This window comes from Exiguobacterium flavidum, from assembly GCF_003344535.1.
Classification (GTDB): Bacteria; Bacillota; Bacilli; order Exiguobacteriales; family Exiguobacteriaceae; genus Exiguobacterium_A; species Exiguobacterium_A flavidum.
Window position 1 is genome coordinate 56,881 of sequence record NZ_QPKS01000004.1, and the last position, 24,469, is coordinate 81,349.

25 protein-coding genes and 1 tRNA gene are annotated in these 24,469 nt (G+C 53.7%); 13 read left to right on the top strand and 13 right to left on the bottom strand.

All coding sequences use genetic code 11. The annotated features are described in order from the left end of the window. Nucleotides 1-2 precede the first annotated feature (2 nt). Together lysA and DFG60_RS04880 are read left to right on the top strand one after the other, a co-directional pair. Nucleotides 3-1,310: a diaminopimelate decarboxylase gene (gene lysA / locus DFG60_RS04875; RefSeq protein ID WP_114570621.1), complete on the top strand. Its 1,308-nt coding sequence runs from the start codon at nucleotides 3-5 to the stop codon at nucleotides 1,308-1,310. Next, nucleotides 1,310-1,837 carry a GNAT family N-acetyltransferase gene (locus DFG60_RS04880; protein WP_114570622.1) on the top strand — a complete coding sequence of 176 codons (528 nt, stop codon included), beginning with the start codon at nucleotides 1,310-1,312 and terminating at the stop codon, nucleotides 1,835-1,837. The genes lysA and DFG60_RS04880 overlap by 1 nt, the downstream gene beginning before the upstream one ends. Before the next feature lie 47 nt (nucleotides 1,838-1,884). Here DFG60_RS04880 and DFG60_RS04885 read toward each other — a convergent pair whose 3' ends face one another. From DFG60_RS04885 to DFG60_RS04895, 3 genes are all read right to left on the bottom strand, one after another. Further along, nucleotides 1,885-2,886, bottom strand: a complete 1,002-nt coding sequence (locus tag DFG60_RS04885; protein ID WP_114570623.1) for a LysM peptidoglycan-binding domain-containing protein — start codon at nucleotides 2,884-2,886, stop codon at nucleotides 1,885-1,887. Between the two features lie 261 nt (nucleotides 2,887-3,147). Next, a complete protein-coding gene (locus tag DFG60_RS04890; protein WP_114570624.1) occupies nucleotides 3,148-3,348 on the bottom strand; it encodes a hypothetical protein in 201 nt (66 codons plus the stop codon). Between the two features lie 116 nt (nucleotides 3,349-3,464). Next, entirely contained in the window at nucleotides 3,465-4,004 is a 540-nt protein-coding gene (locus DFG60_RS04895; protein ID WP_114570625.1) for a gamma carbonic anhydrase family protein, read from the bottom strand. 123 nt (nucleotides 4,005-4,127) lie between these two features. Between DFG60_RS04895 and ade the strand changes: the two genes are divergently transcribed. After that, a complete protein-coding gene (gene ade / locus DFG60_RS04900) occupies nucleotides 4,128-5,855 on the top strand; it encodes an adenine deaminase (RefSeq protein WP_114570626.1) in 1,728 nt (575 codons plus the stop codon). A gap of 200 nt (nucleotides 5,856-6,055) precedes the next feature. Further along, nucleotides 6,056-6,322: a hypothetical protein gene (locus tag DFG60_RS04905; RefSeq protein ID WP_114570627.1), complete on the top strand. Its 267-nt coding sequence runs from the start codon at nucleotides 6,056-6,058 to the stop codon at nucleotides 6,320-6,322. Between the two features lie 77 nt (nucleotides 6,323-6,399). Here DFG60_RS04905 and DFG60_RS04910 read toward each other — a convergent pair whose 3' ends face one another. Together DFG60_RS04910 and DFG60_RS04915 are read right to left on the bottom strand one after the other, a co-directional pair. Next, a complete protein-coding gene (locus DFG60_RS04910) occupies nucleotides 6,400-8,031 on the bottom strand; it encodes a peptide ABC transporter substrate-binding protein (protein ID WP_114570628.1) in 1,632 nt (543 codons plus the stop codon). 103 nt (nucleotides 8,032-8,134) lie between these two features. Further along, nucleotides 8,135-8,818: an MgtC/SapB family protein gene (locus DFG60_RS04915; protein WP_114570629.1), complete on the bottom strand. Its 684-nt coding sequence runs from the start codon at nucleotides 8,816-8,818 to the stop codon at nucleotides 8,135-8,137. Between the two features lie 120 nt (nucleotides 8,819-8,938). Here DFG60_RS04915 and DFG60_RS04920 point away from each other — a divergent pair, with 120 nt between their 5' ends. Next, nucleotides 8,939-10,333, top strand: coding sequence for a basic amino acid/polyamine antiporter (locus DFG60_RS04920; RefSeq protein WP_114570630.1), 1,395 nt, complete (start codon nucleotides 8,939-8,941; stop codon nucleotides 10,331-10,333). Between the two features lie 25 nt (nucleotides 10,334-10,358). Here DFG60_RS04920 and DFG60_RS04925 read toward each other — a convergent pair whose 3' ends face one another. After that, nucleotides 10,359-12,389 carry a putative bifunctional diguanylate cyclase/phosphodiesterase gene (locus DFG60_RS04925; RefSeq protein ID WP_114570631.1) on the bottom strand — a complete coding sequence of 677 codons (2,031 nt, stop codon included), beginning with the start codon at nucleotides 12,387-12,389 and terminating at the stop codon, nucleotides 10,359-10,361. 217 nt (nucleotides 12,390-12,606) lie between these two features. Here DFG60_RS04925 and DFG60_RS04930 point away from each other — a divergent pair, with 217 nt between their 5' ends. The 4 genes from DFG60_RS04930 (at nucleotide 12,607) to nagE (ending at nucleotide 16,139) form a co-directional block, all read left to right on the top strand. Continuing rightward, the gene (locus tag DFG60_RS04930) at nucleotides 12,607-13,815 is read left to right on the top strand and encodes an ornithine--oxo-acid transaminase (RefSeq protein WP_114570632.1); all 1,209 of its coding nucleotides are present in this window, start codon (nucleotides 12,607-12,609) and stop codon (nucleotides 13,813-13,815) included. 127 nt (nucleotides 13,816-13,942) lie between these two features. Then, nucleotides 13,943-14,137, top strand: a complete 195-nt coding sequence (locus DFG60_RS04935; RefSeq protein WP_114570633.1) for a CsbD family protein — start codon at nucleotides 13,943-13,945, stop codon at nucleotides 14,135-14,137. Nucleotides 14,138-14,276: 139 nt separating this feature from the next. Beyond that, nucleotides 14,277-14,435 (top strand): hypothetical protein, encoded by a 159-nt coding sequence (locus DFG60_RS13620; protein WP_157964481.1) that lies wholly within the window; start codon nucleotides 14,277-14,279, stop codon nucleotides 14,433-14,435. Nucleotides 14,436-14,633: 198 nt separating this feature from the next. Next, on the top strand, nucleotides 14,634-16,139 hold the full coding sequence (gene nagE / locus DFG60_RS04940; RefSeq protein WP_114570634.1) for an N-acetylglucosamine-specific PTS transporter subunit IIBC: 1,506 nt from the start codon (nucleotides 14,634-14,636) through the stop codon (nucleotides 16,137-16,139). A gap of 15 nt (nucleotides 16,140-16,154) precedes the next feature. Here the strand turns inward: nagE and DFG60_RS04945 are convergent, their stop codons facing one another. The 4 genes from DFG60_RS04945 to yhfH form a co-directional block, all read right to left on the bottom strand. Continuing rightward, complete coding sequence (locus tag DFG60_RS04945) at nucleotides 16,155-17,036, bottom strand: EamA family transporter (RefSeq protein WP_114570635.1); 882 nt, start codon at nucleotides 17,034-17,036, stop codon at nucleotides 16,155-16,157. Nucleotides 17,037-17,138: 102 nt separating this feature from the next. After that, entirely contained in the window at nucleotides 17,139-17,771 is a 633-nt protein-coding gene (locus DFG60_RS04950) for a YkyA family protein (protein ID WP_232818629.1), read from the bottom strand. 14 nt (nucleotides 17,772-17,785) lie between these two features. Then, nucleotides 17,786-18,646: a polysaccharide deacetylase family protein gene (locus tag DFG60_RS04955; RefSeq protein WP_114570636.1), complete on the bottom strand. Its 861-nt coding sequence runs from the start codon at nucleotides 18,644-18,646 to the stop codon at nucleotides 17,786-17,788. A gap of 157 nt (nucleotides 18,647-18,803) precedes the next feature. Further along, nucleotides 18,804-18,947, bottom strand: a complete 144-nt coding sequence (gene yhfH / locus DFG60_RS04960; protein WP_114570637.1) for a protein YhfH — start codon at nucleotides 18,945-18,947, stop codon at nucleotides 18,804-18,806. 233 nt (nucleotides 18,948-19,180) lie between these two features. Here yhfH and DFG60_RS04965 point away from each other — a divergent pair. Then, nucleotides 19,181-19,253 (top strand) — tRNA-Val (locus DFG60_RS04965). An 86-nt stretch (nucleotides 19,254-19,339) separates the two neighbouring features. Here the strand turns inward: DFG60_RS04965 and DFG60_RS04970 are convergent. Next, nucleotides 19,340-19,894, bottom strand: a complete 555-nt coding sequence (locus tag DFG60_RS04970; RefSeq protein ID WP_114570638.1) for a YdhK family protein — start codon at nucleotides 19,892-19,894, stop codon at nucleotides 19,340-19,342. 134 nt (nucleotides 19,895-20,028) lie between these two features. Between DFG60_RS04970 and DFG60_RS04975 the strand changes: the two genes are divergently transcribed. Together DFG60_RS04975 and DFG60_RS04980 are read left to right on the top strand one after the other, a co-directional pair. Next, nucleotides 20,029-20,799: an alpha/beta hydrolase gene (locus DFG60_RS04975; RefSeq protein ID WP_114570639.1), complete on the top strand. Its 771-nt coding sequence runs from the start codon at nucleotides 20,029-20,031 to the stop codon at nucleotides 20,797-20,799. Further along, nucleotides 20,796-21,347, top strand: coding sequence for a histidine phosphatase family protein (locus DFG60_RS04980; protein ID WP_114570640.1), 552 nt, complete (start codon nucleotides 20,796-20,798; stop codon nucleotides 21,345-21,347). The genes DFG60_RS04975 and DFG60_RS04980 overlap by 4 nt, the downstream gene beginning before the upstream one ends. Before the next feature lie 46 nt (nucleotides 21,348-21,393). Here DFG60_RS04980 and DFG60_RS04985 read toward each other — a convergent pair whose 3' ends face one another. Together DFG60_RS04985 and DFG60_RS04990 are read right to left on the bottom strand one after the other, a co-directional pair. Beyond that, nucleotides 21,394-22,866, bottom strand: coding sequence for a phytoene desaturase family protein (locus DFG60_RS04985; protein ID WP_114570641.1), 1,473 nt, complete (start codon nucleotides 22,864-22,866; stop codon nucleotides 21,394-21,396). A 17-nt stretch (nucleotides 22,867-22,883) separates the two neighbouring features. Then, entirely contained in the window at nucleotides 22,884-23,420 is a 537-nt protein-coding gene (locus DFG60_RS04990) for a methyltransferase family protein (RefSeq protein WP_114570642.1), read from the bottom strand. Nucleotides 23,421-23,591: 171 nt separating this feature from the next. Between DFG60_RS04990 and DFG60_RS04995 the strand changes: the two genes are divergently transcribed. Next, the gene (locus DFG60_RS04995; RefSeq protein ID WP_114570643.1) at nucleotides 23,592-24,389 is read left to right on the top strand and encodes a D-alanyl-D-alanine carboxypeptidase family protein; all 798 of its coding nucleotides are present in this window, start codon (nucleotides 23,592-23,594) and stop codon (nucleotides 24,387-24,389) included. Nucleotides 24,390-24,469 lie beyond the last annotated feature (80 nt).

Here is a 24,469-nt window from a genome sequence, read left to right on the forward strand (position 1 = left end):
CCATGTATGGAAGCAGGTATTTGACGGAACACGAGAACACCTTGATGATCGACGGGGTCGCGGCGAGCGAGCTGGCTGCGAAATACGGAACGCCGCTCTACGTGATGGCGGAGCGTGAGCTGACGGATCGCCTCGCGCTCGTCCGGGATGCGTTTCTCGCCAAATATCCGGATACGTATGCTTCCTACGCCTCGAAGGCACTGTCGATCGGCGCCGTGTACGAGCAGGTAGTCAAACATGGCCTTGGCATCGACGTCGTCACGGGCGGCGAGCTCTACGTCGCTCGTGCGGCAGGTGTACCGGCTGAACGGATCTACTTCCACGGTTCGAACAAGACGGATGAGGACTTGCGTTACGCGCTTTCCGAGAACGTCGGGACGATCGTCATCGATCATGCGGGAGAAATCGCTCAGCTCGAACGTTTGGCTGCGGAGGAACGAAAGACGGCCAATGTCCTCATCCGCATCGTCCCGCAAGTGATCGGGGGAGCGCACGCGAAGATCCAGACGGGCGGCGTCGATACGAAGTTCGGTTTCTCGACGCATGACGATTCCTACCTGGAAGCAATCCGTAGCATTCTCGATTGCGGACACCTTTCGCTGCAGGGCATCCACTGCCATGTCGGCTCACAGATCCAGGACACGTCGCTCTTTACGAAGACGGCCGAGACGATGATGGACTTCGTCGGGACGATCCGGGAGCAGACGGGCTTCACACCTGCTGAGGTCAACGTCGGAGGAGGCTTTGGCATCGCCTATACGGAAGCGGACATCCCGCTCGTCTTCGCCGATACGATCGATCAGGTGATGGCGATCATCGAGCGCCGCTCGTCAGAGCTCGGAATCAAACGTCCGCGGGTCGGGATCGAACCGGGGCGCTGGATTGTCGCGAACGCCGGAACGACGCTCTACACGGTCGGTGCGATCAAGACGGTCGAAGGCGTCCGGACATATCTGTCGGTCGACGGCGGGATGGCGGACAACATCCGACCGGCTCTGTACGGCGCAGTATATGAGACGGTCATCGCGAACCGTCTCGCCGGATCGATGACGGAGGTCACGGTCGTCGGAGCGGCTTGCGAATCCGGCGACCTCGTCGCTGAGAAGGCGCATCTGGCAAAACCGCAGACGGGAGACACGCTTGCCGTCTTCGCGACCGGTGCCTACAACTATTCGATGGCGAGCAATTATAACCAGTTCCGCCGTCCGGCTGTCGTCTTCGTCAAGGACGGAGTGGAACGCGAAGTCGTTCGCCGTCAATCGTATGCTGATCTCGTGAGGAACGACCTCATGATCCACCAGCCGAATTGATGGGGCGCGGTATCGAAATCCGGCGTTTGACGGCCGACGATGCGCAGATTTGTTGGCAGTTGCGCCTTGAGGCGCTCAAGGACAGTCCGTCGAGCTTCCTGACGAGCTATGAGGAGGCGGTCGCGCGCGAGAATCCGATCGAAGGCGTCACGAACAATCTGTCTGCCGAAGAGAATGCGACGTATGGTGCTTGGAAGGAAGGCGTCCTCGTCGGCGTCGCGACGTTCGTCGCCGAGACACGGCAGAAGACAGACTTCAAAGGACAGATCGTCGGCGTCTACGTGACACCGGGCGCACGGGGGAAAGGGCTTGCGAAACGCCTCCTGCAAGCATTGCTTGGACATGTCGAGAAGGAGTCGAAAGTAGAGAAGCTGACGCTCGGGGTCATGACGGAGAACCTCCCGGCGATTCGGCTCTACGAGTCCCTCGGGTTCACCATATATGCGAAGGAAGAACGGGCGATGCGCCTATCCGGACAATACATCGATGAATATCTGATGGAGAAGTGGATCGAACGGACGACATGAAGAAGGCCGGCAGCTCAAGACGATGAGCTGCCGGCTTTCTTCTTGCTTCATTTCGGGATGACCAACACTTGTCCGACATTGATGAGACTAGGATTCGTGATGTTGTTCGCCTTGATGATCGCATCGACCGTGACCCCATACGTCTGGGCGATGCTATAGAGCGTATCCCCAGATTTGACGGTGTATTTGATGACGGTCGGTGTAGATGACGGGATGATCAGCACTTGTCCGACTTTGATCAGACTCGGGTTCGTGATGTTGTTCGCTTTTATCAGCGCGTCGACGGTAACACCGTACGTCCGGGCGATGCTGTAGAGAGTGTCGCCGGATTTGACGGTATACGTCTTGACGTTCTGGAGTTTGAGGAGTTCCGAGATGGTGACGAACTTGTAGCCTTTCGCTTTCAGCTGCTTGATGATGGTCGGAAGGGCTACTGGAGTGCCGGGCGCGCCCGCACCTGTATGCATCAGGACGATTGAACCGGGAACGATGTTAGGGACGACACGGTTGATGATCTGGGTGGACGTATAGCCTTTCCAGTCGATCGTGTCGATGTTCCACTGGATCGTACGGGTATAGCCGGCTGCACCGACGCCATTGAGCACCGTGCTGTTGACTGCTCCGAATGGTGCCCGGAAGATCGGTTTCGTCGTCTTGCCGGTGAGTGATTTCGCAAGCGCCTCCGTCTTGTCGAGTTCACTCTTCATCTGAGTCGCTGTCAATTTAGTGAAATCAGGGTGTGTATAGGAGTGGTTGCCAATCTGGTGACCTTTCGCTGCGATGTTCTTGATTGACTGAGGATGGTTTTTCATGCCGGTGCCTGTCAGGAAGAAAGTTGCCTTGACGCTGTTCGTCGAGAGGATGCTGAGAATCTTCGCGATGTTCGCTCCGTCTGCGCCGTCGTCGAATGTGAGCGCGACGACCTTGCTCGTCGTGCTGCCCTTTGTTACGAAGATGGAAGCCGCTGCGTCTGCCGAGTGGGGATACGAGAGGAGAGGAAGCATCAAAATCACGGCAATCATCAGGATGCGGACGATTTTCGACTTCATTTGGATTCGCCTCTTTTCTTGGATGCCTAGTGCGCTAAAGCTTGTGAGCGACGAACGGAGCTTAGTTATTATTTACCCTTTTTTTAGGGGAAACCTCGTTCGAAGGAAAAAGAAAAGCAAAAAAATACTGGCTGAGTCATGTGACTTCAGCCAGTTCTCTATGCGCTTCGACGCGCTATATCGTTTTGGAAAAGAATTAATCGTGGGTTAATTATTTTTTGATGCGACTAGCGAGCCAAGCGCGAACAGTTTGTTGCGTGATCATACTGATTGTTCCTCCTTCAGATACTGAGTAGTTCCGTTACTCAAGGAATTTTGCTCGGCATCATTCAGAATACGAGTTCGGAGCTCTATTGTCAAGTGCTCTGTCTCGTCGTCCGGCAAAGTCGGCATACCGTAACTCGGATTGACGGAAGAAGAAAACAGGTCGCGCATCAGATGGCCTTCATACGTAGCGAACATCAAAAATCCCCCTTTAACAAGATAGCACAGCGTCGCTCTTACATCTTTAGTATAGAGCCGCTATGTAAAGAGAAAAGGGGGGAACTGTTAAAAACAGGTGAACATTGTAAACGTTTTCACGAAGTTGTCACGTCTGAATCGAGAGGGACGCAACCTTCGGCATACTGCTTGCCGCGGGCGGAGTATTTGCGAATCGTCCGTTCCATGATGAAGCGGTCGTGGTCATTCAGTTCGCGGACGACCTTCGCCGGAACACCCATCACCATCGTGTTCGGCGGGACGACCATGTTCGGCGGGACGAGTGCGCCGGCCGCGATGAACGCACCTTCTCCGATTTCCGCGTCATCGAGTACGGTTGCCGACATGCCGACGAGGACGCCTCTGCGGATTTTCGCACCGTGAATCATCGCCATATGTCCGATCGTGACGTCATCCTCGATGATCGTCGGCGATCCTTCATACTGGTGGATCATCGAACCGTCCTGGACGTTGACACGCTCGCCGATGATGATCGGTCCTTCATCGCCGCGGATGACCGTGTTGAACCAGACCGTCGAATCCTTTCCGATTTTCACCTCGCCGACGACTTTCGCACCGGGGGCGATATAGACGGAAGCATCGACTTCCGGAATGAGGTCTCCTACACGATATTGCATGATAATCCGCTCCTTTTCGTTCGTTTCCTTGCCCTTCCATCTTCTCGTTCCCGAAAATAAATTGCAACGCTTTCAACTTAGATTGTAAGATAGTCTAAATACCTTCGAAAAGGGGACAGCAAGATGGAGACTAACGTTAGAAAAAGATTGATCGCGATCGCAGCGAAAAAAGAGAAGGCTGCGATCGTCTATCAGAACATCCAATTGATCGATGTCATGACGAGGGAGACGTACGCGACCGATGTGGCGATCGATTCAGGGTACATCGCGGCGACCGGATACGGCTATGAGGGCATCGAGACGATCGACGGGACAGGGAAGTATCTTGCCCCGAGCTTCATCGATGGCCACGTCCATATCGAGTCATCGATGGTCACGCCATCCGAGTATGCCAAGGCCGTCCTGCCGCTCGGGGTGACGACGGTCATCGCTGATCCGCATGAGATCGCGAACGTTAAAGGCGCTGAAGGTCTTCAGTTCATGCTTGATGATGCAGCAGGGCTTCCGCTCGATGTCCGGATGATGCTCCCGAGTTGCGTCCCGGCGACATCGTTCGAGCATGCCGGTGCGACGCTCGACGCCGAAGCGCTCGCGCCATTCGTCGACCATCCTGGCGTGCATGGACTCGGGGAAGTGATGGACTATCCCGCCGTCGAACGGGCAGACTCCGACATGCTGAAGAAAATCGAGATGGTGGAGACGGCAGGGAAAATCGTCGACGGTCATGCAGCCGGCCTGAAACCGCGTGAGTTGAACATCTATGGCGTCGCGGGGATCCGGACGGACCATGAGGCGGTATCGAAGGAGGACGCGATCGAACGCGCAAGGCGCGGCTTGTACGTCGAAGTGCGCGAAGGCTCCGCCGCCCGCAACCTGAAAGAAGTGCTTCCTGCCGTCACCGAGGGGAACGCGAGCCGCTTCCTGTTCTGTACGGACGACAAACATCTCGACGACACGCTCGTTGAAGGGACGATCGACTACAACGTCCGCTACGCGATCCGGTCCGGCATCAAGCGGGAGACGGCCTACGCGATGGCCTCTCTCCACGCTGCGAATGCCTATGGGCTCTCTGACCGCGGTGCGGTCGTTCCAGGGAGACGTGCCGACTTCCTCATTCTGACGAACGCTGATCAGGTCGAGATCGAAGCCGTCTTCGCCAAGGGGGAGGAGGTCGCACGGAACGGCAAGGTGATTGGAGACTTCAAGAAGGCGATCGTCCCGTCATCTCTGAAGGGGGAGCTGAAAACGAAGCCGATCACGGATGAACTGTTCCGGCTGCCGATCGCAGGAAAGGCGCACGTCATCGGAGTCATCCCGAAGAGTATCGTCACGGACCATCTGATTCTCGACGTCCCGACGAAGGAAGGGTTATTCGTTCAGGACACCGCGCGGGATCTTTTGAAGATCGCCGTCATCGAGCGCCATGCTGCAACTGATTTCTCGGCCGTCGGTATCGTTCGCGGGTTCGGGTTCAAGCGCGGGGCAATCGCTGCGACCGTCGTCCATGACTCGCACAACCTGATCGTCGTCGGTGCGTCAGATGCCGAGATGCAACTTGCGGCTGAAGTACTCGTCAAGTCAGGCGGAGGTGTCGTCGCAGTCAACGGGACGGAAGTGCTCGCTGAACTACCGCTCGAAATCGGCGGGTTGATGACAAGCCGGCCGTACGTCGAGGTCGGCGAGAAGCTCGAGGCATTGAACGATGCGCTTGACGTCCTAGAGGCTGATCGTTCGTTCAACCCGTATTTGACGATGTCATTCCTCGCGCTTCCGGTCATTCCGAAGCTGAAGCTGACGGACAGCGGGCTGTTCGATGTTGAGAAGTTCCAGCATATCCCGGTCGAAGATTGATCGAGTACGCCTTTTTCTCACGACGGTGAGAGGAAGGCGTTTCTTCATGAAATCATTACCTAAACTAAATTATTTTTACGTTGAAAGGAAAGGGTGATGCTGGTATAGTAGAAATTATTATTTTGAAAACAATTTCAAGAATGATGAAACCGCCAGTCGACTTTCTTCGTAAAAACTATCATGAGAAAGGGGGAGTCGAGATGAAACACGACCACCAGTACTATTTCAATGGACATGAGCAGCTGATTGCCGATGTCTACCGGATGTTCGCGGAGCGATTCAACGAGTTGCCTGTTCACCGGCGTACGAAGCGCCAACTGAGGAATCTCGCATTTGCCGTCATCCGTCAGGCAGGACCGTCGTATGAGGAACGGACCGTCTTATATGAATTCTTTGCCGCGTTTTTCCGCGCCGTCGAGGAAGGCAGGACGGAAGATATCGCATTCTATAAGCGCATCGCACAATAAAGACCCCGATCGGCTCCGGCAGAAGGGGTCTTTGTTTTGGGCAAAAAAAGACCTGCGCAATGGCAGGTCCAGATTGATTATTTTACTTCCATCCACTTGAAGCTCATATCTGCTCCGAATGGGTGGCGGTAGAGTTTGTCGATCGTCGTGCGCTGGAGGTATGCTTCCCCTTTTTGGTAGATCGGTGCGATCGCATAGTCTTCTGCGAGCAGCATCTTCTCTGCCTCCTGCAGGCTAGACCAACGTTTCGCTTCGTCCGCTTCCATCTTCGCGTCCTTGATCAGCTTGTCGAACTCTGGGTTCGAGTAGCCCATCCGGTTGAAGCTGCCGTCAGTCAGCCACATGTCGAGGAACGTCATTGGATCCTGATAATCAGGTCCCCAGCCGGCAGCTGAGATGTCGTACTCGCCCTTCGATTCGAGGTCGAGGAAGTTTTTGAACGGCTGTTGCTTGATGTTGACCGTGAGGCCAGGGAGGTTCTTCTCGAGTTCGCCTTTGAGGAACTCAGAAACCTTCTTGAAGGCATCTTCGTCACGTGAGAGCATCGAGAGTTCGACCGATTTGACGCCGAGTTCCTTCAGGCCGGCTTCCCAAGCCTTTTTCGCTTCTTCAGCGTTGTAAGACTGGAGGTCTGGATATTTCGCACGGAAGTCTTCTCCGTCTGGAGTGAACGTGAAGTCTTTTGCGACGATGAAGTTCGCCGGTTGCGATCCATCGTTCAGGATGACGTCCGTTACGCCTTGTTTCTCGAATCCGAGCGCAAGCGCCTTACGGATGTTCTCGTTTTTGAGAGCCTTGTTCTTCTGGTTGAAGCGGAGGAAGTTGATGCGCGCGTCAGGACGCGTCTTGTAATCCTCAGAGCTTTCGAACTGGGAGACGAACTCAGACGTGATCGGTGCGAAATCGACTTCCTTCGATTCGAACAGGTTGACGCCAGTCGAGATTTCTTTTACGACCTTGACGTTGATCTGGTCCATCTTGACTGCCGCGTTGTCCCAGTAGTCCTTGTTCTTTTTATATGTCCAGCCTTGGTTCGCTTTCCAGTCAGCAAGGACGAATGGTCCGTTGAAGAGCATCGTGTCGACGCTCGTCGCGAACTTGTCGCCTTGTTTCTCGACGAACTCCTGCTTGAGCGGAAGATACGTCGGGAAACTCGTCAGACCGAGGAAATAAGGAGCTGGAGCCTCAAGTTGAACCTCGAGCGTGTTATCGTCGATTTTCTTGACACCGAGGTCATCGAGTGACGCTTCGCCTGCCATGATTTTGTTAGCGTTTTTCAAGTCTTGCAGAATGTATGCATACTCAGCAGCCGTCTTAGGATCGAGGGCACGCTTCCATGAGTAGATGAAGTCATCAGCTGTGACGTTCGAGCCGTCCGACCATTTCGCGTCCTTGCGGAGTTTGAATGTGTATGTCTTCTTGTCTTCCGAGACTTCGACGCTTTCCGCGATTCCAGGCGTCGGCTTGTTCTCACCGTCGAGGCGATAGAGACCTTCGAAGACGTTGTTCGTGACGATGATTGAAGTCGAGTCCGTCGTTTTCGTCGGATCGAGCTGCGGGACGTCCGTCGTCGAGATGAGTGTTACTTCCTTCTTTTTGCTGCTTGATGATGTGTCTTTTGACCCTTGGTCGTCTTGACCGCAAGCCGCAGTTGCAAGCAGCGCGATGCTTGAAAGTCCTGCAAAAGCAATTTTCGTCTGTTTCTTCATGTTAGGATGACCCCCCTGAAATGTGTAAAAGTCAGAAAAATGTGAACTTATTGTAAATTTACGTTGTCTCGAATGAAAATGCAAGATAAATTTTCAGATAATTTCATTCGTCTAGGTCTATTTTCTTAATTCCAAGTTTCTCTAAATAGGAAAAAAGCATGAATATCGTGAACTGGTGGGGCGAATACATCCGAAGCGTCAATTGTCTCGGATTGTTCTGGAGTCGAATGTTCGTGATCAGAATCCCTTTCTTCCGCAGTGCCGCGACGACCTCCTCGCCGCTTAAATTTTCCGGCAGGAGCAAGTGGGCGACGACGACGTTCGCCTCGAAGCGGCTATTATAGAAACGTTTCATGACGCGCGTGATGACTTCGAGTGAGACGAAGAGGAACAGGACTAGGAAAGCTGACTCCCAGATGAACCCTGCGCCCACCGCGATACCGATGCCGCTCGCTCCCCAGATGATGGCTGCGGTCGTCAGGCCGCTGACGATGTCATGGGGACGACGAAGAATCACGCCGGCTCCGATGAATCCGATGCCGGCTACGATTTGCGCGACGAGCCGCATCGGGTCCATGACGACGTTCTCATGGATGTCCCCATAAATCAGGACGGCTCTGATCGAGACGATGGTTAACAGACAGCTGATCAGGGTAATAACGAGGCTAGTGCGTATTCCGACGGGCTTATTCTTGATTTCACGTTCGAATCCTAAAATGATGCCGAACACGGCAGCTATCAGCAGTTTTAGCAGCTCATCGAGATGGAAGGCGCTGACCCATGTCACATTCACCACTCCTTTCTTTACTTTGATAGCTTATTTGTTATAATGGATTTTGTGTCTTTCGAATGAATATACGTCGGAGATGAATAGATATACAGATTTTCGATAAGGAAGTGGTTTTAGATGAAACAACAAAAAATCGGGTTCATGGCACTGGCTGCGATGGTCGTTGGCTCCATGATTGGCGGGGGAGCCTTTAACCTGCCGGGTGCGATGGCCCAGAAGGCCAGTGCTGGTCCGATCCTGATCGGCTGGCTGATCACGGGTATCGGCATGATCATGCTCGCGCTCGTCTTCGAGCATCTGGCGAACTCTAAGCCTGAACTTGAAGGCGGCATCTACGCCTACGCCCGGGAAGGGTTCGGAAGATTCGTCGGATTCAACAGTGCTTGGGGCTACTGGGTATCCGCATGGATCGGTACGGTAGCGAACATCACGCTCGTCTTTAATGCAATCAGCTATTTTTTCCCGATTTTCGCTGCGGACAACCGCATCTTTTTACTTGGAATGAGCGCGGTCGTCATCTGGGGACTGTTCTGGCTCGTCTCGAGCGGAATCCGGGAAGCGGCCCTCGTCAATCTCGTGACGACGATCGCGAAACTCGTCCCGATCTTGATCTTCATTCTTCTCGTCGCGATCGCCTTCAACTTGAAGACGTTCAATCTTTCGTTCTGGGGAGAGGGTGACGCGCTCGGCAGCATCTTCGAACAAGTGAAGGGGACGATGCTCGTGACGCTTTGGGCGTTCGTCGGTATCGAAGGTGCCGTCGTCCTGTCCTCGCGGGCGAAGAATCGCCGGGATGTCGGAAAGGCGACCGTGACTGGGCTCGTCGGGGTGTTGCTCGTCTACATCCTCATTTCCGTCCTGTCGCTCGGCGTCATGTCGCAAGCTGAACTTGCAGGCCTGAAGGAGCCGACGATGGCCTACGTCCTTGAGGCGACGATGGGTCCTGCAGGCGCGACGATCATCATGATCGGGCTCATCATCTCCCTGAGCGGCGCGTTGCTTGGCTGGACGATTCTCGCGTCAGAGATTTCTTATCTCGTCGCGAAGGACGGCGCCTTCCCTAAACTGTTCGCGAAGACGAACAAGAACGGTGCACCGGTCGGCGCCTTGCTCGTGACGCAGATCGCGACGCAAATCGTCGCGGGAGTCGCCCTGTTCTCGGAACAGACTTATCTTGTCTTATCGAGCATCGCCGGAATTTGTGCGCTTCTTCCGTATCTGTTGTCTGCACTCTATAGCGTGCGATGGTCGAAGGCGGAGAGTAACCGGAAGATGCTGATTTTCTCAGTCATCGCAGCGGCGTATTCACTCTGGCTCGTCTACGCGTCAGGCATCTGGTACATCGTCATCGCGGCGCTCGTCTATACGCCCGGGATCATCGCCTATATGATCGCCGAGCGTGAACAGTCCCGCGGACAGATGTCCCGTTATGAGATGATCGCGAGTCTCGTGCTCGTCGCGCTCGCGGCCATCGCCGTCTACGGCATCTGGTCACAGGAAATCCAGTTATAAAAAAAGAGTGGGATCCGCACGGATCCTACTCTTTTTTTGATGCGTACTGCTGCTCGACCTGTTCGGCGGACAGTGGTTTCGAGAAGATGAATCCTTGCATCTGCTGGCATTTCGTCTGTTCGAGATAGGAGAGCGCGCTTTCCGTCTCTACGCCTTCAGCGACGAGATTGAGACCGAGGCTGCATCCGAGATGGATGATCGAATCGAGCAAGGCACTATCGTTCTGGTCGATGCCGTCGATGAACACCTTGTCGATTTTCAGCTCGTCGACCGGAAACGCCCGAAGATATTGAAGGGACGAATAACCGGTCCCGAAATCGTCGAGTGAAAGACGGAAGCCGAGACTCTTGATCAGACGCATCCGTTCGACCGTCTCCTTCGTCCGCAGCATGGCGACATTCTCGGTCACTTCGAGAATGAGGCTGGCAGGCTTGATGCGTCCTTCCTTGACGATCAATTGGAGCGTCCGCATGAGCGTTTCGCTCTGGAACTGCTGTGGAGACAGGTTGACGGCCATCGTCAGTCCGGGATCGATCGTCTCGTGCCACTTCTTGAGCTGATCACATGCTTCCAGCAGTACCCAGTTGTTGATTGGGATGATCAGTGCGGCTGCTTCTGCGAGCGGAATGAACTCACTCGGCGGTACATCTCCAAGCTCCTTGTGTCGCCAGCGGAGAAGAGCTTCGAATCCTGCCAGTCTCTTGTCTTTCAAATCGACGATTGGCTGGAAATGGAGGTGGAACGAGTGTTCGTCGAGTGCCGTGAAGAGCGCACGTTCGATTTGGACCTTTCGTGTATATGTCGTGTCCATCTCCTCCGTCAAATACTGGATCGTACCGGCTCCGATCGCCTTCCCGGCGAATAGTGCCAGTTCTGCCCGGCGGTAGAGTTCGAACAATGTCGTTGATTCGGACGGATAGAGCGCGATACCGAACGTACAAGTGATAAAGAGTGTATGGCCATTGATATAATACGGGCGCTGGAGCGCTTGTTGAAGCTTACGCGTAAAGCGGAAGGCTGATTCGTGGCCATGAGAGCTTATGAGGAGGCCGAATTGATCGCCGCCAGGATGACAGATGATCGCATCCTCGGCATGATTTTCAATCCGCTCTGCGACTGACGTCAGCAAAAGATCCCCGATTTGCGGTCCGAACGAATCGTTGATCACCTTGAAGCGGTCGAGGTCAAATAGAAGGAAGGCGATCGGATTCTCCTTGCCCGCCAAATCGAACATCTCCTCCCCGGTATCGAGGAAGCCGCGTTTATTGAGCAGACCCGTCAGTTCGTTATGGTTGGCGACGAAGTTCAATTGGCGCTCGTGACGTACTTTTTCCGTGATATCAATCCCGATGAAAATGAATTGATAGGGCACGTCATAGATATCACGAAGCGGGATGAGGGTGGCCTGGATTTGTTTGACGACGCCGCGGCGTGTCAACACGTCGACCTTCCCTGACCAGGCATTGCCGCTCTTCAACGAGTCGCGAATCGCCGGGAGCTCCTTCGCCTCGGACGGCAAGAGGCTTCTCCATGATTGGGAGACCAGTTCCTCCGGCCGATATTCGAAGAGTCGGCTGAATAAGTCGTTGACGTAGGTGATCGTACCTTTTGCGTCGAATACGGTCACATTTGCCGTCTCGTCAAAGGCCGTTCTCAAATCGATCAGCTCTTGGAAGACAGGTTTCGAAGTGATGTCTCGTCTGTGCCGCTCAGGAAGACAACAGAACACGGCGCCGATGACCAATCCGTCCTCGACGACGGGCGAGAGCTCGATATCTCGGAACAATGTACCGTCCTTCGCGAGCATTCGAACGTTTTTCAGGTGAAGCGTCTCCTGCTTTTCGAGAAAAGAGAACCAGAGCGTTTCAGTGAATACGATGTCTTCCGGATGGATGAGCGGCGGCAACTGTCCGTCGACCTCTTCGAACTTCCAGCCGAACAGCGCTTCGGCATGTTCGTTCCATATTCGAACACGTAGGTCACGACTAAGAAAGAACGTTGGCAAGGGCAAGTTCGTCAAGGTGGATTCGTATAGGCTGGGATTCGAACGTTTCATTTGGTTGCGCACGCTCCTTCGGTCAAATCATCTGTGGAAAGAATTAAAAAATTTACGGAAAATGATACAAGAACTTTTCTTTTTCTTTTCCCACTTATTTCAATTGTCAAGCGCCCTTCTCCTCTATCCTGTGAAAATTTCTTAGCCTCTCTAAAATTCATGTATCTGCTATAATATCATTGAAAGCGGTTTCTATTTGCAAAAGGGGGACGACATAATGAACAAAACAGAAAACATCATCGAACAGACAGAGAAATATGGAGCGCACAACTATCATCCGCTCCCAATCGTCATCTCGGAGGCGGAAGGCGTCTGGGTCAAAGATCCGGAAGGCAGAAAGTACATGGATATGCTCAGTGCCTATTCGGCAGTCAACCAGGGGCACCGTCATCCGAAGATCATTCAGGCGCTGAAGGATCAGGCAGACAAAATCACGCTCACGTCCCGTGCCTTCCACAACGATCAGCTCGGTTTCTTCTATGAGAAGGTCGCGAAGCTGACGCATAAAGAGATGGTCTTGCCGATGAACACTGGGGCCGAGGCTGTCGAGACTGCCGTGAAGGCGGCCCGTCGCTGGGCTTATGAAGTCAAAGGTGTCCCAGGTGACGCTGAAATCATCGTTTGTGACGGCAACTTCCACGGTCGGACGATGACGGCTGTCTCGATGTCGACGGAAGCGGAATATCAACGCGGTTTCGGTCCACTTCTGCCAGGAATCCGGACGATTCCGTACGGGGACCTCGACGCGCTGCGCGCTGCGATCAACGAGAACACCGCAGCATTCATACTCGAGCCGATCCAAGGGGAGGCCGGCATCTTGATTCCAAGTGAAGGCTTCTTGAAAGAGGCGCAAGAAATCTGCCGCGAAGAGAACGTTCTTTTGATCTCGGATGAAATCCAATCGGGTCTCGGGCGTTCAGGCAAATGGTTCGCCTCGGACTGGGATGGTGTCATTCCGGATATGTATATCCTCGGCAAGGCGCTTGGCGGCGGAGTATTCCCGATCTCATGTGTCGCAGCGAACCGCGATATCCTCGGTGTCTTCAATCCCGGCTCACACGGATCGACGTTCGGCGGAAACCCTCTCGCGTGTGCCGTTTCAGTCGCTGCACTCGAGGTGCTCGAGGAGGAACGACTTCCTGAACGCTCACTCGAACTCGGGACGTATTTCATGGATAAGCTCAAGACGATCGACAACCCGCTCATCAAGGAAGTGCGCGGTCGCGGACTCTTCATCGGCGTCGAGCTGACAGAAGCGGCACGCCCATATTGTGAGGCGTTGAAGGAGAAGGGACTGCTCTGCAAGGAGACGCACGACACGGTCATCCGCTTCGCTCCGCCGCTCGTCATCACGAAGGAAGAGCTCGACTGGGCATTCGAACGAATCGAGGAAGTACTCGGTGTGTCTGCACCGGCTGAAGTATAAGCAGTGCGAAGGATGACCGCTCTCGTGGTCATCCTTTTTTGCTGTCTGTCCGACGATATGTGATGTTTTGTTTTAATCATCAGGGGAACAACTACACTATGTTGAACAATACGAAGGAGTGATGGAAATGCCAAACGACGGACTTGGTAAGAAAATTGAAGGTGCAGTGGATAAAGCAGCTGGTAAAGCGAAGGAAGCAATCGGCAAGTCGACGGATGACCGTTCGCTCGAACGTGAAGGTAAAAAAGATCAGCTGAAAGGCGACGCGAAGAAGACGGTCGGGAATGCGCAACAGAATCTCGACGACCTGACGCGCCGCTAATTATTAATTCAAGCATATAGAGATGGCACCGGGTTCCGGTCGCCATCTTTTTTTGTTCAGAAAATAAGATATACGAATCACTCGAACAGGAGATGAAGCAAAAAAGCCGAATACTTCTTAAAGAGAAAGGAGGAAAAAGATGGATGGAAGGGTCCTTGCCTTAGGGGGGATGTTCCTGACTTGGTTCTTACTTTATTCGCTGCACGTCCTTCGTCCGGACGCAAGAAAGACGATGTTTGGGGTTCCATCCTTGCTGTTGCTTCTTGGCACCGGTGGATGGCTTGTCGTTTGGTTGTAGACAGGATTTTTGCTCCGTTCAATCATCAGTACGTACTTGATTGGTTTCGGTCTGTTCGGATTCATCATTTTCTTTGGCTGCGCTATGCACAGCGTCTAAAGCTGAAATAGTGTGTCCTGAATGGTTTGCGCAATATGACATATAGGAAAGCGTTTGATTCGTCTTCATCATTCATTATTTTGGAAAGGGTGACAGTATATGTTGCAATTCCTACAGAAAATCGGTAAAGCGCTCATGCTCCCGATTGCTGTCCTTCCGGCGGCAGGGATCGTCCTGCGGCTAGGGTCGGCCGACATGCTCGATATTCCGTTGATGGTAGCGGCGGGCGGGGCGATCTTCGATAACCTGCCGCTCATCTTCGCCATCGGTGTCGCGATCGGTCTATCGATCGATGCAAGCGGGGCTGCGGCCTTATCCGGCGCCGTCGGCTATCTCGTCTTGAAGAACGGTGTCGACTCCATGAACAAGGATTACTCGGGATCCGAGATCCAGACGAGGTATGATTCGATCACCGCCCTCGTCAATGAGGCAGCGACAAAGGTCGATGCCGGGACGCTTGGGGCGATCGCGAAACAAGCGACGCTCGGTTCGAAAGTGAACATGGCCGTCTTCGGCGGAATCATCGCCGGTATCGTCGCAGGTCTGCTCTACAACCGCTTCTATAACATCAAACTTCCGGAATGGCTTGCGTTCTTCGGCGGACGCCGTTTCGTTCCGATCATCACATCAGGTGTCATGTTGATTCTTGCCTTCCTGTTCGGTTATCTATGGCCGTATATCCAAGACGGCATCAATTCCGCGGGTGAATGGATGGTCAGCCTCGGGGCGACCGGAGCTGCGCTGTTCGGATTCTTCAACCGTCTGTTGATTCCGGTCGGTCTCCATCACGTCTTGAACAACATCTTCTGGTTCGTCTTCGGTTCCTATGAGAAGGCGGACGGAACGGTCGCGACGGGAGACATCGCACGCTTCTTCGCAGGAGATCCGAGTGCCGGAATCTATCAGGCTGGCTTCTTCCCGATCATGATGTTCGCTCTTCCGGCAGCAGCAGCTGCAATGGTCATGGCGGCGAAGAAGGAGAACCGGAAAGCGATCGCGGGGGCGATGTTCGGGCTCGGTTTGACGTCCTTCCTGACCGGCATCACGGAGCCGATCGAGTTTTCGTTCCTGTTCCTCTCGCCGGTCCTCTACGTGACGCACGCGATCTTGACGGGACTCTCGATGGCTGTCGTTCACCTGTTCGGTGTACTGCACGGGTTCTCGTTCTCGGCAGGGTTCATCGATTACGCGCTCAACTTCAACATCGCGACGAAGCCGCTCCTGATCATCCCGATTGGTCTCGCGTTCGCAGCACTCTACTACATCATCTTCTACTTCATGATCATCAAGTTCGATTTGAAGACGCCAGGGCGTGAGGACGAGGCGCTCGTCACGGACGCAGGCCCTGTCACGGTTTCGGATGACAAGTATGAAGAACAGGCGGCACGGATTCTTGCCGGTCTCAAAGGACCGGACAACGTGACGTCGATCGACAACTGTGCGACGCGACTGCGCCTTCAGGTCAAGGATGCGAGTATTATCGACGAGGCTGCGATAAAGGCGGCCGGAGCGAAGGGCATCATGAAGATGGGAGCTAAAAACGTCCAGATCATCATCGGAACGGATGTCGAGTTCGTCGCTGACGCGATGAAACGCCAAACCTGAAAAAACTGCCGCATCTCAAGTGGATGCGGCAGTTTTTGTGCTGGCTCGATGAATCGGCAGGTAGATGCCGAATAGGATGAGCAGGATGCCGAACCATTGGAGCGGTGTAAGCACTTCCTGCAGGATCAGGACCGAGCAGACGATCGCCGTCGGCAGTTCGGCTGCGCCGAGCAGTGAGACGGACGCCGGTGAAAGATGAGGCGCTCCTGCAGCGAACAATAGCGGCGGCAGGATCAGGGCGAACAGACCGAGCGGGATGGCATATAGCAGTAATCCGTTCGAGAAGTTCTCCGCCGTCAGGAAGGTCGCGGGCGGATACATCGCCATCACGAAGAGCAATCCGCCCGTCATCAGGTAGAAGCTCTTCTGGATGACCGGAAGATGGTTCGCGGCCTTGCCACTTGCGCGAAGGAATATTGAGAAGCTGAGCGCGGCACCGAGGCCGAACAGCGTTCCGCGCACGTCGATGTATGAAGCGAGCGCCTGGCTTGCAAGTAATGCCCCCATGATCAAGAAGAGCGCGGCGACCAGGTGGATGCGTTCCGGTCGTCTGCGCGACAAGAGCGATTCGATGAGGACGCCGATCCAGGTGAACTGGAACAACAGGATGATCGCGACAGACGCGGAGACGGTCTGGAGACTTTGATAGTAGAGATAGCCGGTCGCACCGCTCGACGTGCCGACAAGCATGAGCCGGAAGGCGAGGGCAGGGGACAATTTGAAATTACGGGTGGACAGTGTGAGCAGCAACAAAAGCAACCAGCCGAAGAAGAACTGGCCCCCTGAAACCGCGGCGGGATTGAACCCTGCCGCATAGGCGAATTTGACGATCGTCGACAGGACGCCGTAGCTGACGGCGCCGATCAGGACGAGTAGCGTCGCTTTGGAACGGATCATGATTTTTCCTCCTAATTATGAAAATGAACGCACAAAAAAGGCTGCCACGAAAACGATGTCCAGGTTTTTTGGACAGGGTTTGGTAGCAACCTGTATGTTTCATTATTTGATATTGAGTCCTGCCGCTTTGTAGAAGGCAGGTTTTTGTTCGTTATATCGTTTCGTCGCAGCATTGAATTCCTGTTGCGCCTTATTCGTCTGACGCAGCTGGCGATTAAGCTCTGCTGTCGCTTCATCAATCTTAACGAAGTCCGGTTTCTCAGTCAAGAGACGGAGCAACTCCTCCTCCGCTTCCATCGCTGCGCCGTATCTCTCCTCATACGTCAAAAAAGCCTTATGACGAATCTCGAGTGAACGCAAGGTGGCTTCGCCGAGGGTCCGGGGCTTCTCGTCGAGCTCCTCGATCGTTGACCGCATCTCTTCGAAATCGACTTCCTCCATCGCATTCTTACGAAGTTCGGTCTCCTTTCGCATCAGTTGCTGGCGCGATTCATTCAAGGCGACGAGTTCCTCCCGTTCGTTCTCGGAACGTTTGATTTCGTCGCTGCCTGCGTCAAGTACTGCCTGATACGTGTTGACGGAGAGCTCGTCCTGGCTGCTTCGTTCGAGCGAGACTTCCTCCGCCTTTTGATCCGCGCGGGCATGAGCTTCGAGCTGTTCATAGACATCCATGGCAGGAGCACTGCCACATCCGGCAAGCAGGAGGACGAGGGTAGTCATGATGATTTGTTTCATATCGGAATGTCCCCTTATAATTCTGGATGTTTTGCAAAATTGAACGGAGTATGGAGGTCCTCGTCGTAGACGGCGAACTGATACCCTTTCTTCTTGAGACCTGCGACGATGGCGGGGATGGCGCGGACGGCCTGCGGCTGTTCGTGCAGCAGGATGATCTCAAAAGGCTCAGTCGCCCGCGAGATGACCGTCTTTGCGACTTCCTTCGCGCTGTCTTTGTAATACCAGTCCATCGAATCGATCGACCAGTCCCAAACCCGTAAGTTCGCCTTTGCGATGTCCTTCGCCATCGATTTCGTCAAGTAGGGCGATGAGCCGAACGGCGGGCGTGAAAGAAGCGGCTGCTTATCCGTCAACTGCTTGATCCGTTTCTGGACTTGATGCATCTCCTTGATGTAGGTGTCTGCCTTTTTCGAATCGTACAGCGTCTCGCGGGAGTGAGTCATGCTATGGAGTCCGGGATAATGTCCTTCTTCGACGATGCGTTTGACGGAGTCGGGATAGAGGTCGATTTCCGTACCGACAAGGAAGAACGTCGCGTGTACCTGTTCCTTTTTCAACTGGTCGAGGATGGCGGGTGTCAAGGCGGTCGGTCCGTCTTCGAACGTCAGGTAGGCGACCTTCTTCGTCACACCGTTCCATCGTTCGATCCGATTCTTCTCCATATTGACGACCGGCGACTCGGCGAGGGAGGTGACAGAGTATGTCGTGTCGGCCTTTGCAGCCGCGATGCGCTGGAAGGCGACCCATCCACCGGACGAAAGAAGCAGGAGTGCCAATATGGTCAGCAACGGGCCTCGGATTCTTCGTTTTTTTCGATAGGTGTGACCTCTTGGGCCGAGGCCGATCGGGTTACCCGTGTTGTATGGATCCATGCTGTTCGTTTCCCTTCTTTTTCGAAAATTCATTCATCTCAAATGTAACATTTTAACTGTTTCAATTGTAACAGAAATGTTACAAAAAGATTTCTGTGAGAGAAAATGAGAAATTCGACCTAAAGAAAGAAGCGGCCCGGGAAGGCCGCTTCGAGGATCAATGTTCAGTTGACGAACATGAATCACATTCTGTCTGGTAGGATTCGCACTGTTCGCTCATCTCATTACCGCAGTGCGAGCATGTTTTGACAGGGAGTTGACGATAAAACTCAGGTGAGGTTTCTTGGTAGACAGATTCCATTGTAGATACATCCTCCTTAAGGTTAGCCTGACTCCCCACGTATGTACTGCACTTGCGGGGAACAACGATTCAACTAGTGGTGTTACTTGTATTGTATTAGTACAGATAGAAAAAGTCAATTATTGTTTTATAACAGATTCAGATAAATTTATTTTAATTATTTTCACTAAACCTGTTGCCAAGTCTTTAGTTTCTTGCTATATTAATAACTATCCTAGCAGTACTTACTACGTGATTCTGTAGCTCAGCTGGGAGAGCGCTACCTTGACAGGGTAGAGGTCGCTGGTTCGAGCCCAGTCAGAATCATACCGAAATCCCGTTCGCCAACCGGCGAACGGGATTTTTTTTGTGCATCAAAAGTCCGCCTGCGCAAGCGAGGCGGACTGGATGGATTATTCAGCGGACAACTCGTCCTCGGTGACCCATTTGTGGTTCGTGACCTTCTCGCTTCCATCAGTCGGCTCAAAGTCGACCATGTAGACGGTCGTCTGCTCCGCGCTGTCGATCGTCGCCTTCGCCCCATCCATGCCTTCCATATGGTCAGCTTCAATCGTCGCTTCGTCGCCTTTCTTGAGCGGCGAGTCTCCCGCGTCCTTCAATTCCTCATGGATGACCCACTTGTGATCCTTGACGAGTTCTCCTCCGTTCGCCGGTTCGTAGCTGACACTGTAGACGGTCGTGTCGTAAGCGCCGACAATCGTCGCCTCCGCGCCGTCCATACCTTCCATGTGGTCAGATTTGATGATCGCTTTCGAATCGACCGGGTACGTCGGATTGCTCGCTTCCTTCAATCCGCTCGGGACGTCGCTTGATCCGCTGTGGTCCATCCCTTCGTGTGTCGATTCCGTCTCATGGCTCGCTGTTTCATGACCCGCGTCTCCTGCGCATGCTCCGAGCAGGAGCGTGGTCGAGAGAAGTGCACTGCTTAATACATATTTGTGTTTCATCGTTTAAGAACCTCCTTGAATCTGTCTTTTTGATTTTACCCTCTATTGCATGGGGAATTGCATAAAGTTTTGGTTACAGAAGGAGATTTCCTTTGGGAGCAGAAAGAAGTTCGTATAGGATTGGAGCTGAGGGAATGATTGAAACGATCACAATGAATTTGACGGCGGACATCAAGGATAGGATGGTCCATGTCTATCTGCCGAAGCGATATGGACAGACGGAAGGGCGGTACCCCGTGCTTTATCTGCATGACGGGCAGCATGTCTTCGGAAATGATGTCGAACAGTCGCTACGACTGGATGAACACCTGGATGAGGGCGAGGCAGCTTTCATCGTCGTCGCGATCGAAAATGATCCGGCGAGACGAAAAGAGGAGTACTGTCCGTTTCGGACCGGTACGCTGAGTGAGAAGATGACAGGGGACGAAGCGTTCGGCGGCGGAGGAATCGCCTACATCGATGGCCTCGTGTCCCACCTGAAGGCGGAAATCGACAGACGTTACCGGACGATACCGAAAGAGAACGTGATGGCGGGTATCTCGCTCGGTGGATTGATTTCCTTGTACGCGATGTGTGCGTATCCGGACATTTTCAGCCGCGGAGCGGCCTTCTCTCCGGCGTTCTTCCGTAACTTCGAGGAGATGGAATCCTTACTCGCGGCGAGTCGCCTGACTGGGGACGAGTCCTTCTTCATGGATTGCGGAGATACGGAGGTCAGTGCGGATTCGACGCTGTCGAATGCATTTCTTCGAAGCAATGAAACGATGTATGGGCATATCAAAAAAAGGGTGCCGAGAGCCGAGTTCGAGATCGTCCGAGGCGGGACGCATGACTATGAGGCATTCAGAAGTCGTGTCCCGGCGGCGCTTCTTCGACTGATGGCTGAAAGGGGAGTTGGAGAATGACGACGATGTTTTTGGTGCGGCATGCCCATTCCGTATATACGCCGGACGAGCGGGAACGTCCGCTCTCTGATTCAGGGAAAAAGGATGCCGAACGCGTAGCTCGTGTCCTCGAGATGGAGCATGTCGACCATATCTATTCGAGCCCGTACGTTCGGGCGATCGAGACGGTGGAGCCACTCGCAAAAGAGAGAGGCATCGAGATCATCCTCGAAGAGGACCTGCGGGAACGCCTTCTCGCGCCAGGTGAGGTACCGAACTTCGCCGAGGCCGTTCGACATGTATGGGAACATCCGGATGAGAATCCGTTTGGCGGCGAGACGAACGAAGAGGCGGGGAGACGCGGCAAGGAAGTGGTCGAGCGGATTCTCGCGCTTCATTCGAACGAGTCGGTCGTCATCGGGACACACGGCAACTTGCTTGCGCTGATGCTTCAGCAGTATGACGACCGGTATGGCCATGATTTCTGGAAGGCGCTCGACATGCCGGACGTCCACAAGGTGAGCTTTGAAAGCGGACGGATGACCGTCGAGAAACTGTGGGTGAAATGACGAACGAGGGAGAAGGACTCAAGCAGCGAGTCCTTCTCCCTCGTTTTTAGTTCTCGTGTTTTTGAATCAGGTCTGCCGTCAGCTGGCCGGACAACGTGACCATCGGGACGCCGCCTCCCGGATGCGTCGATCCGCCGACGAAGTAGAGTCCGTCGTATAGCGTGCTTTTCGACGGAATCTTGAACCCGCCGTTCTTCTTCTTATCCGCGGCGACACCGTAGATCGAACCGCCATTCGGTCCATACAGCTCCTGCAGGTCCTCCGGAGTGAATCGATACTCGAACTCGATCGATTCCCGCAAACCTGTCAACCCCATCCGTTCAAGCTTGTCGAGGACGACCTCGCGGTATACGTCCCAGTCGATCCGTCCGTTCTTTTTCGACAGTGGAGGGACGTGTGTCAGGATGAACAGGTTTTCCTTCCCTTCAGGTGCCTGTGTCGCGTCCGATTTCGAAGAGACGCCGACATAGATGGTCGGATTTTCAGGCGGGACGCCATCCTTGAACATCTGTTTGAATTCCTGTTCGGGATCGTTCGAGAAGAAGAAATTATGATGCTTCAAGCGGTCGAATTTTCGGTCGACACCGAGGAGCAGGACGAGTCCGGACACTGAAGGGATGAAGCTCTTGTTCAGGAGTTTGGCCTGTTTCGATGCCTTCTTCTCCGGCACGAGGTTCGTATAGGCCGGGATGACCTCGAGGTTCGAGACGACGACATCTGCAGGATAGAAGTTTCCGTTCGACTTGACGCCGACCGCCCGCTTGCCGTCGAGGACGATCTCGTCGACCGGTGAATCGAGATGGACCGTCACGCGCAGCTCGTCGAGCAGCTTCTTCATGCCGCGAGCGATGTTGTACATTCCACCCTTCACATAATAGATGCCAAGCCCCATTTGGACGTAGATCATCTGGTTGAAGACTGCCGGCGCGCTGTAGGGATTCGATCCGACGTACATCACCATGTAGTTGAACAGTTGTTCGAGATGTGGATTTTTGAGACGCTTGCGCGTACTCGAAGCGACCGTGTTCATCGGGTCGAGCAGCATGAGTTCGGACAATGTATGATACTTCTTCAAATCCTTCAGATCCTCAAGACTGTAACGGTAGAAGCTCTTGAGGCAGAGGTCGTACATCTTCTCTGAGTAGCTGAGTAATTCGCCAAAATCGGCGTCTTTCGAAACCTTCTTGGTTTCAGACAGCATCGTCGGCAAGTCGCCGCTGACGTCGATTTCGACACCGTCCTCGAAGAACGTCCGCCACTGGGGTTCGACGCGTTCGATTTCAATATAGTCCTCGAGCCGGCGGTGGACGCTTGCGAACAACTGCTCGAGCACCCACGGCATCGTCAAGATCGACGGTCCGGTATCGAACGTGTACCCTTTGCCGCTCCGCTGGTTCAGCTTCCCTCCGATATTTCCGTTCTTCTCGAGCATCGTCACATCATAACCGTCTCCTGAAAGGCGAATAGCGGCCGACATGCCTGCGAGACCTGCTCCAACGACTACTGCTTTTTTCTTCAAACGAACCACATCTCCTTTTAATAGATGAATGGAATCAAGCGCTTCCGCTCCTTTGCCCAGTCCGTATAAGCACTGCCAAAGCTGTCCGTAAGCATCTCCTCCTCGAGTTTGATTCGATGATGGAGGGCGAGGAACATCGCCAGGAATCCGATACAGGTGAGGGCGTAGAGGCCGAAGTAGAGCGGGAAACCGGCCGTGATCAGCAAAAGACCGGCATAAAGAGGATGTCGCACATAGCGGTAAGGACCTGAGCTGACGAGTTCATCGCCCGGTTCGACGCTGACGTGACGCGTGAACTGCCGTTTCAGTTGAACGATTCCGGCATAGCGGAGAAAAACGCCTCCGTAAAGCAAGAGGAGTGCTGAGATGCGGATAGCATCACGCGCAGGGGAGCCCTGAAAGACGAGGCTCAGCCCGATGATAATCAGCATCGTCCAGAATATTAACGAAAAACTGTGGCGTTCCTCCGCTTTTTCCCTTCTGCTGCGGAATAAAATCCCTTCAAACAGCCAGACGACGGCGAAGAAAATGAAGAAAGAGCCGAGAATGTCCATGCGTCACCCCCTTTTTGGCAATCTCTTTCCTATTCCCACAGTCAGCCATTTAGAACCTCGAAACATACATCCGAAAATATGGAAAAATGATTACAATATAGTAATAGTCTGCATTGACCTCATTTGGAAATGGTATGCTAAAAGAAAACAGCTTGAAGGAGAACTTACATCATGAAGCAACTACGACTCAGATACATCCTGCCGGCCATCCTGCTCAGTACGGCGATCGCGCCTACTGCTGAAGCGGCGGAGTACCGTCAGGCCAAGACCCCGCTGCACCTGCGTACGGCGCCGACGGCGAAAGCGACGTCTGTCAACGTCATCCCGACAGGTGTCTACATCAAAGAGCTCGGACGTCTCGGGGATTGGTCGAAAGTCCGATACGGAGCGAAGACGGGATATGCGAGCAGCAAATATTTGCTGACGGAGGCGCAAATCGGCGGGAAACGATTCGGTTCGGTCCTGCTCGTCAATAAGCAGTACGCATTGAAATCGACATATGCACCGGGAGAGAACGTCGTCGCTCGCGGGGAGTTCGAACGCATGAAGGCTGACGCGAAAAAGGACGGCATCCATCTCGTCGCATTCAGTACATACAGATCGTATGCATACCAAAAGAATCTGTTCGCGAAATATGTGGAGCAGGACGGGATCGTCAAGGCAAGCACCTATAGCGCGAGAGCCGGCCGGAGTGAACATCAGACGGGGCTCGCGTTCGATCTCGGCGGAAAGGACAGCACGCTCTTTGCGAAGGCGGCTTTCGCGAAGACGAAGGAATCGAAATGGCTCGAGCAGCATGCCCATGCATACGGATTCCACCTGCGCTATCCAAAAGGCAAGGAAGCTGAAACAGGGTACACGTACGAAAGCTGGCATTACCGGTACGTCGGAAAGGCGATCGCCTCACATCTCAAACTTCGGGACATGACGATGGAGGAATACTACAAGGTAGTCCCGACGCTCCACTGAATACCGCAAGAAGACCTCTCCCTTCGAGAGGTTTTTTTGTGCGCAGATGTTCATCGCTGGAAATGATATGTTCCTGACAA

Excerpts from the sequence above, each read along its gene's own strand:
- lysA (WP_114570621.1), top strand. The coding sequence starts at position 3 with ATGTATGGAAGCAGGTATTTGACGGAACACGAGAACACCTTGATGATC.
- DFG60_RS04880 (WP_114570622.1), top strand. The coding sequence starts at position 1,310 with ATGGGGCGCGGTATCGAAATCCGGCGTTTGACGGCCGACGATGCGCAG.
- DFG60_RS04885 (WP_114570623.1), bottom strand. The coding sequence starts at position 2,886 with ATGAAGTCGAAAATCGTCCGCATCCTGATGATTGCCGTGATTTTGATG.
- DFG60_RS04890 (WP_114570624.1), bottom strand. The coding sequence starts at position 3,348 with ATGTTCGCTACGTATGAAGGCCATCTGATGCGCGACCTGTTTTCTTCT.
- DFG60_RS04895 (WP_114570625.1), bottom strand. The coding sequence starts at position 4,004 with ATGCAATATCGTGTAGGAGACCTCATTCCGGAAGTCGATGCTTCCGTC.
- ade (WP_114570626.1), top strand. The coding sequence starts at position 4,128 with ATGGAGACTAACGTTAGAAAAAGATTGATCGCGATCGCAGCGAAAAAA.
- DFG60_RS04905 (WP_114570627.1), top strand. The coding sequence starts at position 6,056 with ATGAAACACGACCACCAGTACTATTTCAATGGACATGAGCAGCTGATT.
- DFG60_RS04910 (WP_114570628.1), bottom strand. The coding sequence starts at position 8,031 with ATGAAGAAACAGACGAAAATTGCTTTTGCAGGACTTTCAAGCATCGCG.
- DFG60_RS04920 (WP_114570630.1), top strand. The coding sequence starts at position 8,939 with ATGAAACAACAAAAAATCGGGTTCATGGCACTGGCTGCGATGGTCGTT.
- DFG60_RS04925 (WP_114570631.1), bottom strand. The coding sequence starts at position 12,389 with ATGAAACGTTCGAATCCCAGCCTATACGAATCCACCTTGACGAACTTG.
- DFG60_RS04930 (WP_114570632.1), top strand. The coding sequence starts at position 12,607 with ATGAACAAAACAGAAAACATCATCGAACAGACAGAGAAATATGGAGCG.
- DFG60_RS04935 (WP_114570633.1), top strand. The coding sequence starts at position 13,943 with ATGCCAAACGACGGACTTGGTAAGAAAATTGAAGGTGCAGTGGATAAA.
- DFG60_RS13620 (WP_157964481.1), top strand. The coding sequence starts at position 14,277 with ATGGATGGAAGGGTCCTTGCCTTAGGGGGGATGTTCCTGACTTGGTTC.
- nagE (WP_114570634.1), top strand. The coding sequence starts at position 14,634 with ATGTTGCAATTCCTACAGAAAATCGGTAAAGCGCTCATGCTCCCGATT.
- DFG60_RS04945 (WP_114570635.1), bottom strand. The coding sequence starts at position 17,036 with ATGATCCGTTCCAAAGCGACGCTACTCGTCCTGATCGGCGCCGTCAGC.
- DFG60_RS04950 (WP_232818629.1), bottom strand. The coding sequence starts at position 17,771 with ATGAAACAAATCATCATGACTACCCTCGTCCTCCTGCTTGCCGGATGT.
- DFG60_RS04955 (WP_114570636.1), bottom strand. The coding sequence starts at position 18,646 with ATGGATCCATACAACACGGGTAACCCGATCGGCCTCGGCCCAAGAGGT.
- yhfH (WP_114570637.1), bottom strand. The coding sequence starts at position 18,947 with ATGGAATCTGTCTACCAAGAAACCTCACCTGAGTTTTATCGTCAACTC.
- DFG60_RS04970 (WP_114570638.1), bottom strand. The coding sequence starts at position 19,894 with ATGAAACACAAATATGTATTAAGCAGTGCACTTCTCTCGACCACGCTC.
- DFG60_RS04975 (WP_114570639.1), top strand. The coding sequence starts at position 20,029 with ATGATTGAAACGATCACAATGAATTTGACGGCGGACATCAAGGATAGG.
- DFG60_RS04980 (WP_114570640.1), top strand. The coding sequence starts at position 20,796 with ATGACGACGATGTTTTTGGTGCGGCATGCCCATTCCGTATATACGCCG.
- DFG60_RS04990 (WP_114570642.1), bottom strand. The coding sequence starts at position 23,420 with ATGGACATTCTCGGCTCTTTCTTCATTTTCTTCGCCGTCGTCTGGCTG.
- DFG60_RS04995 (WP_114570643.1), top strand. The coding sequence starts at position 23,592 with ATGAAGCAACTACGACTCAGATACATCCTGCCGGCCATCCTGCTCAGT.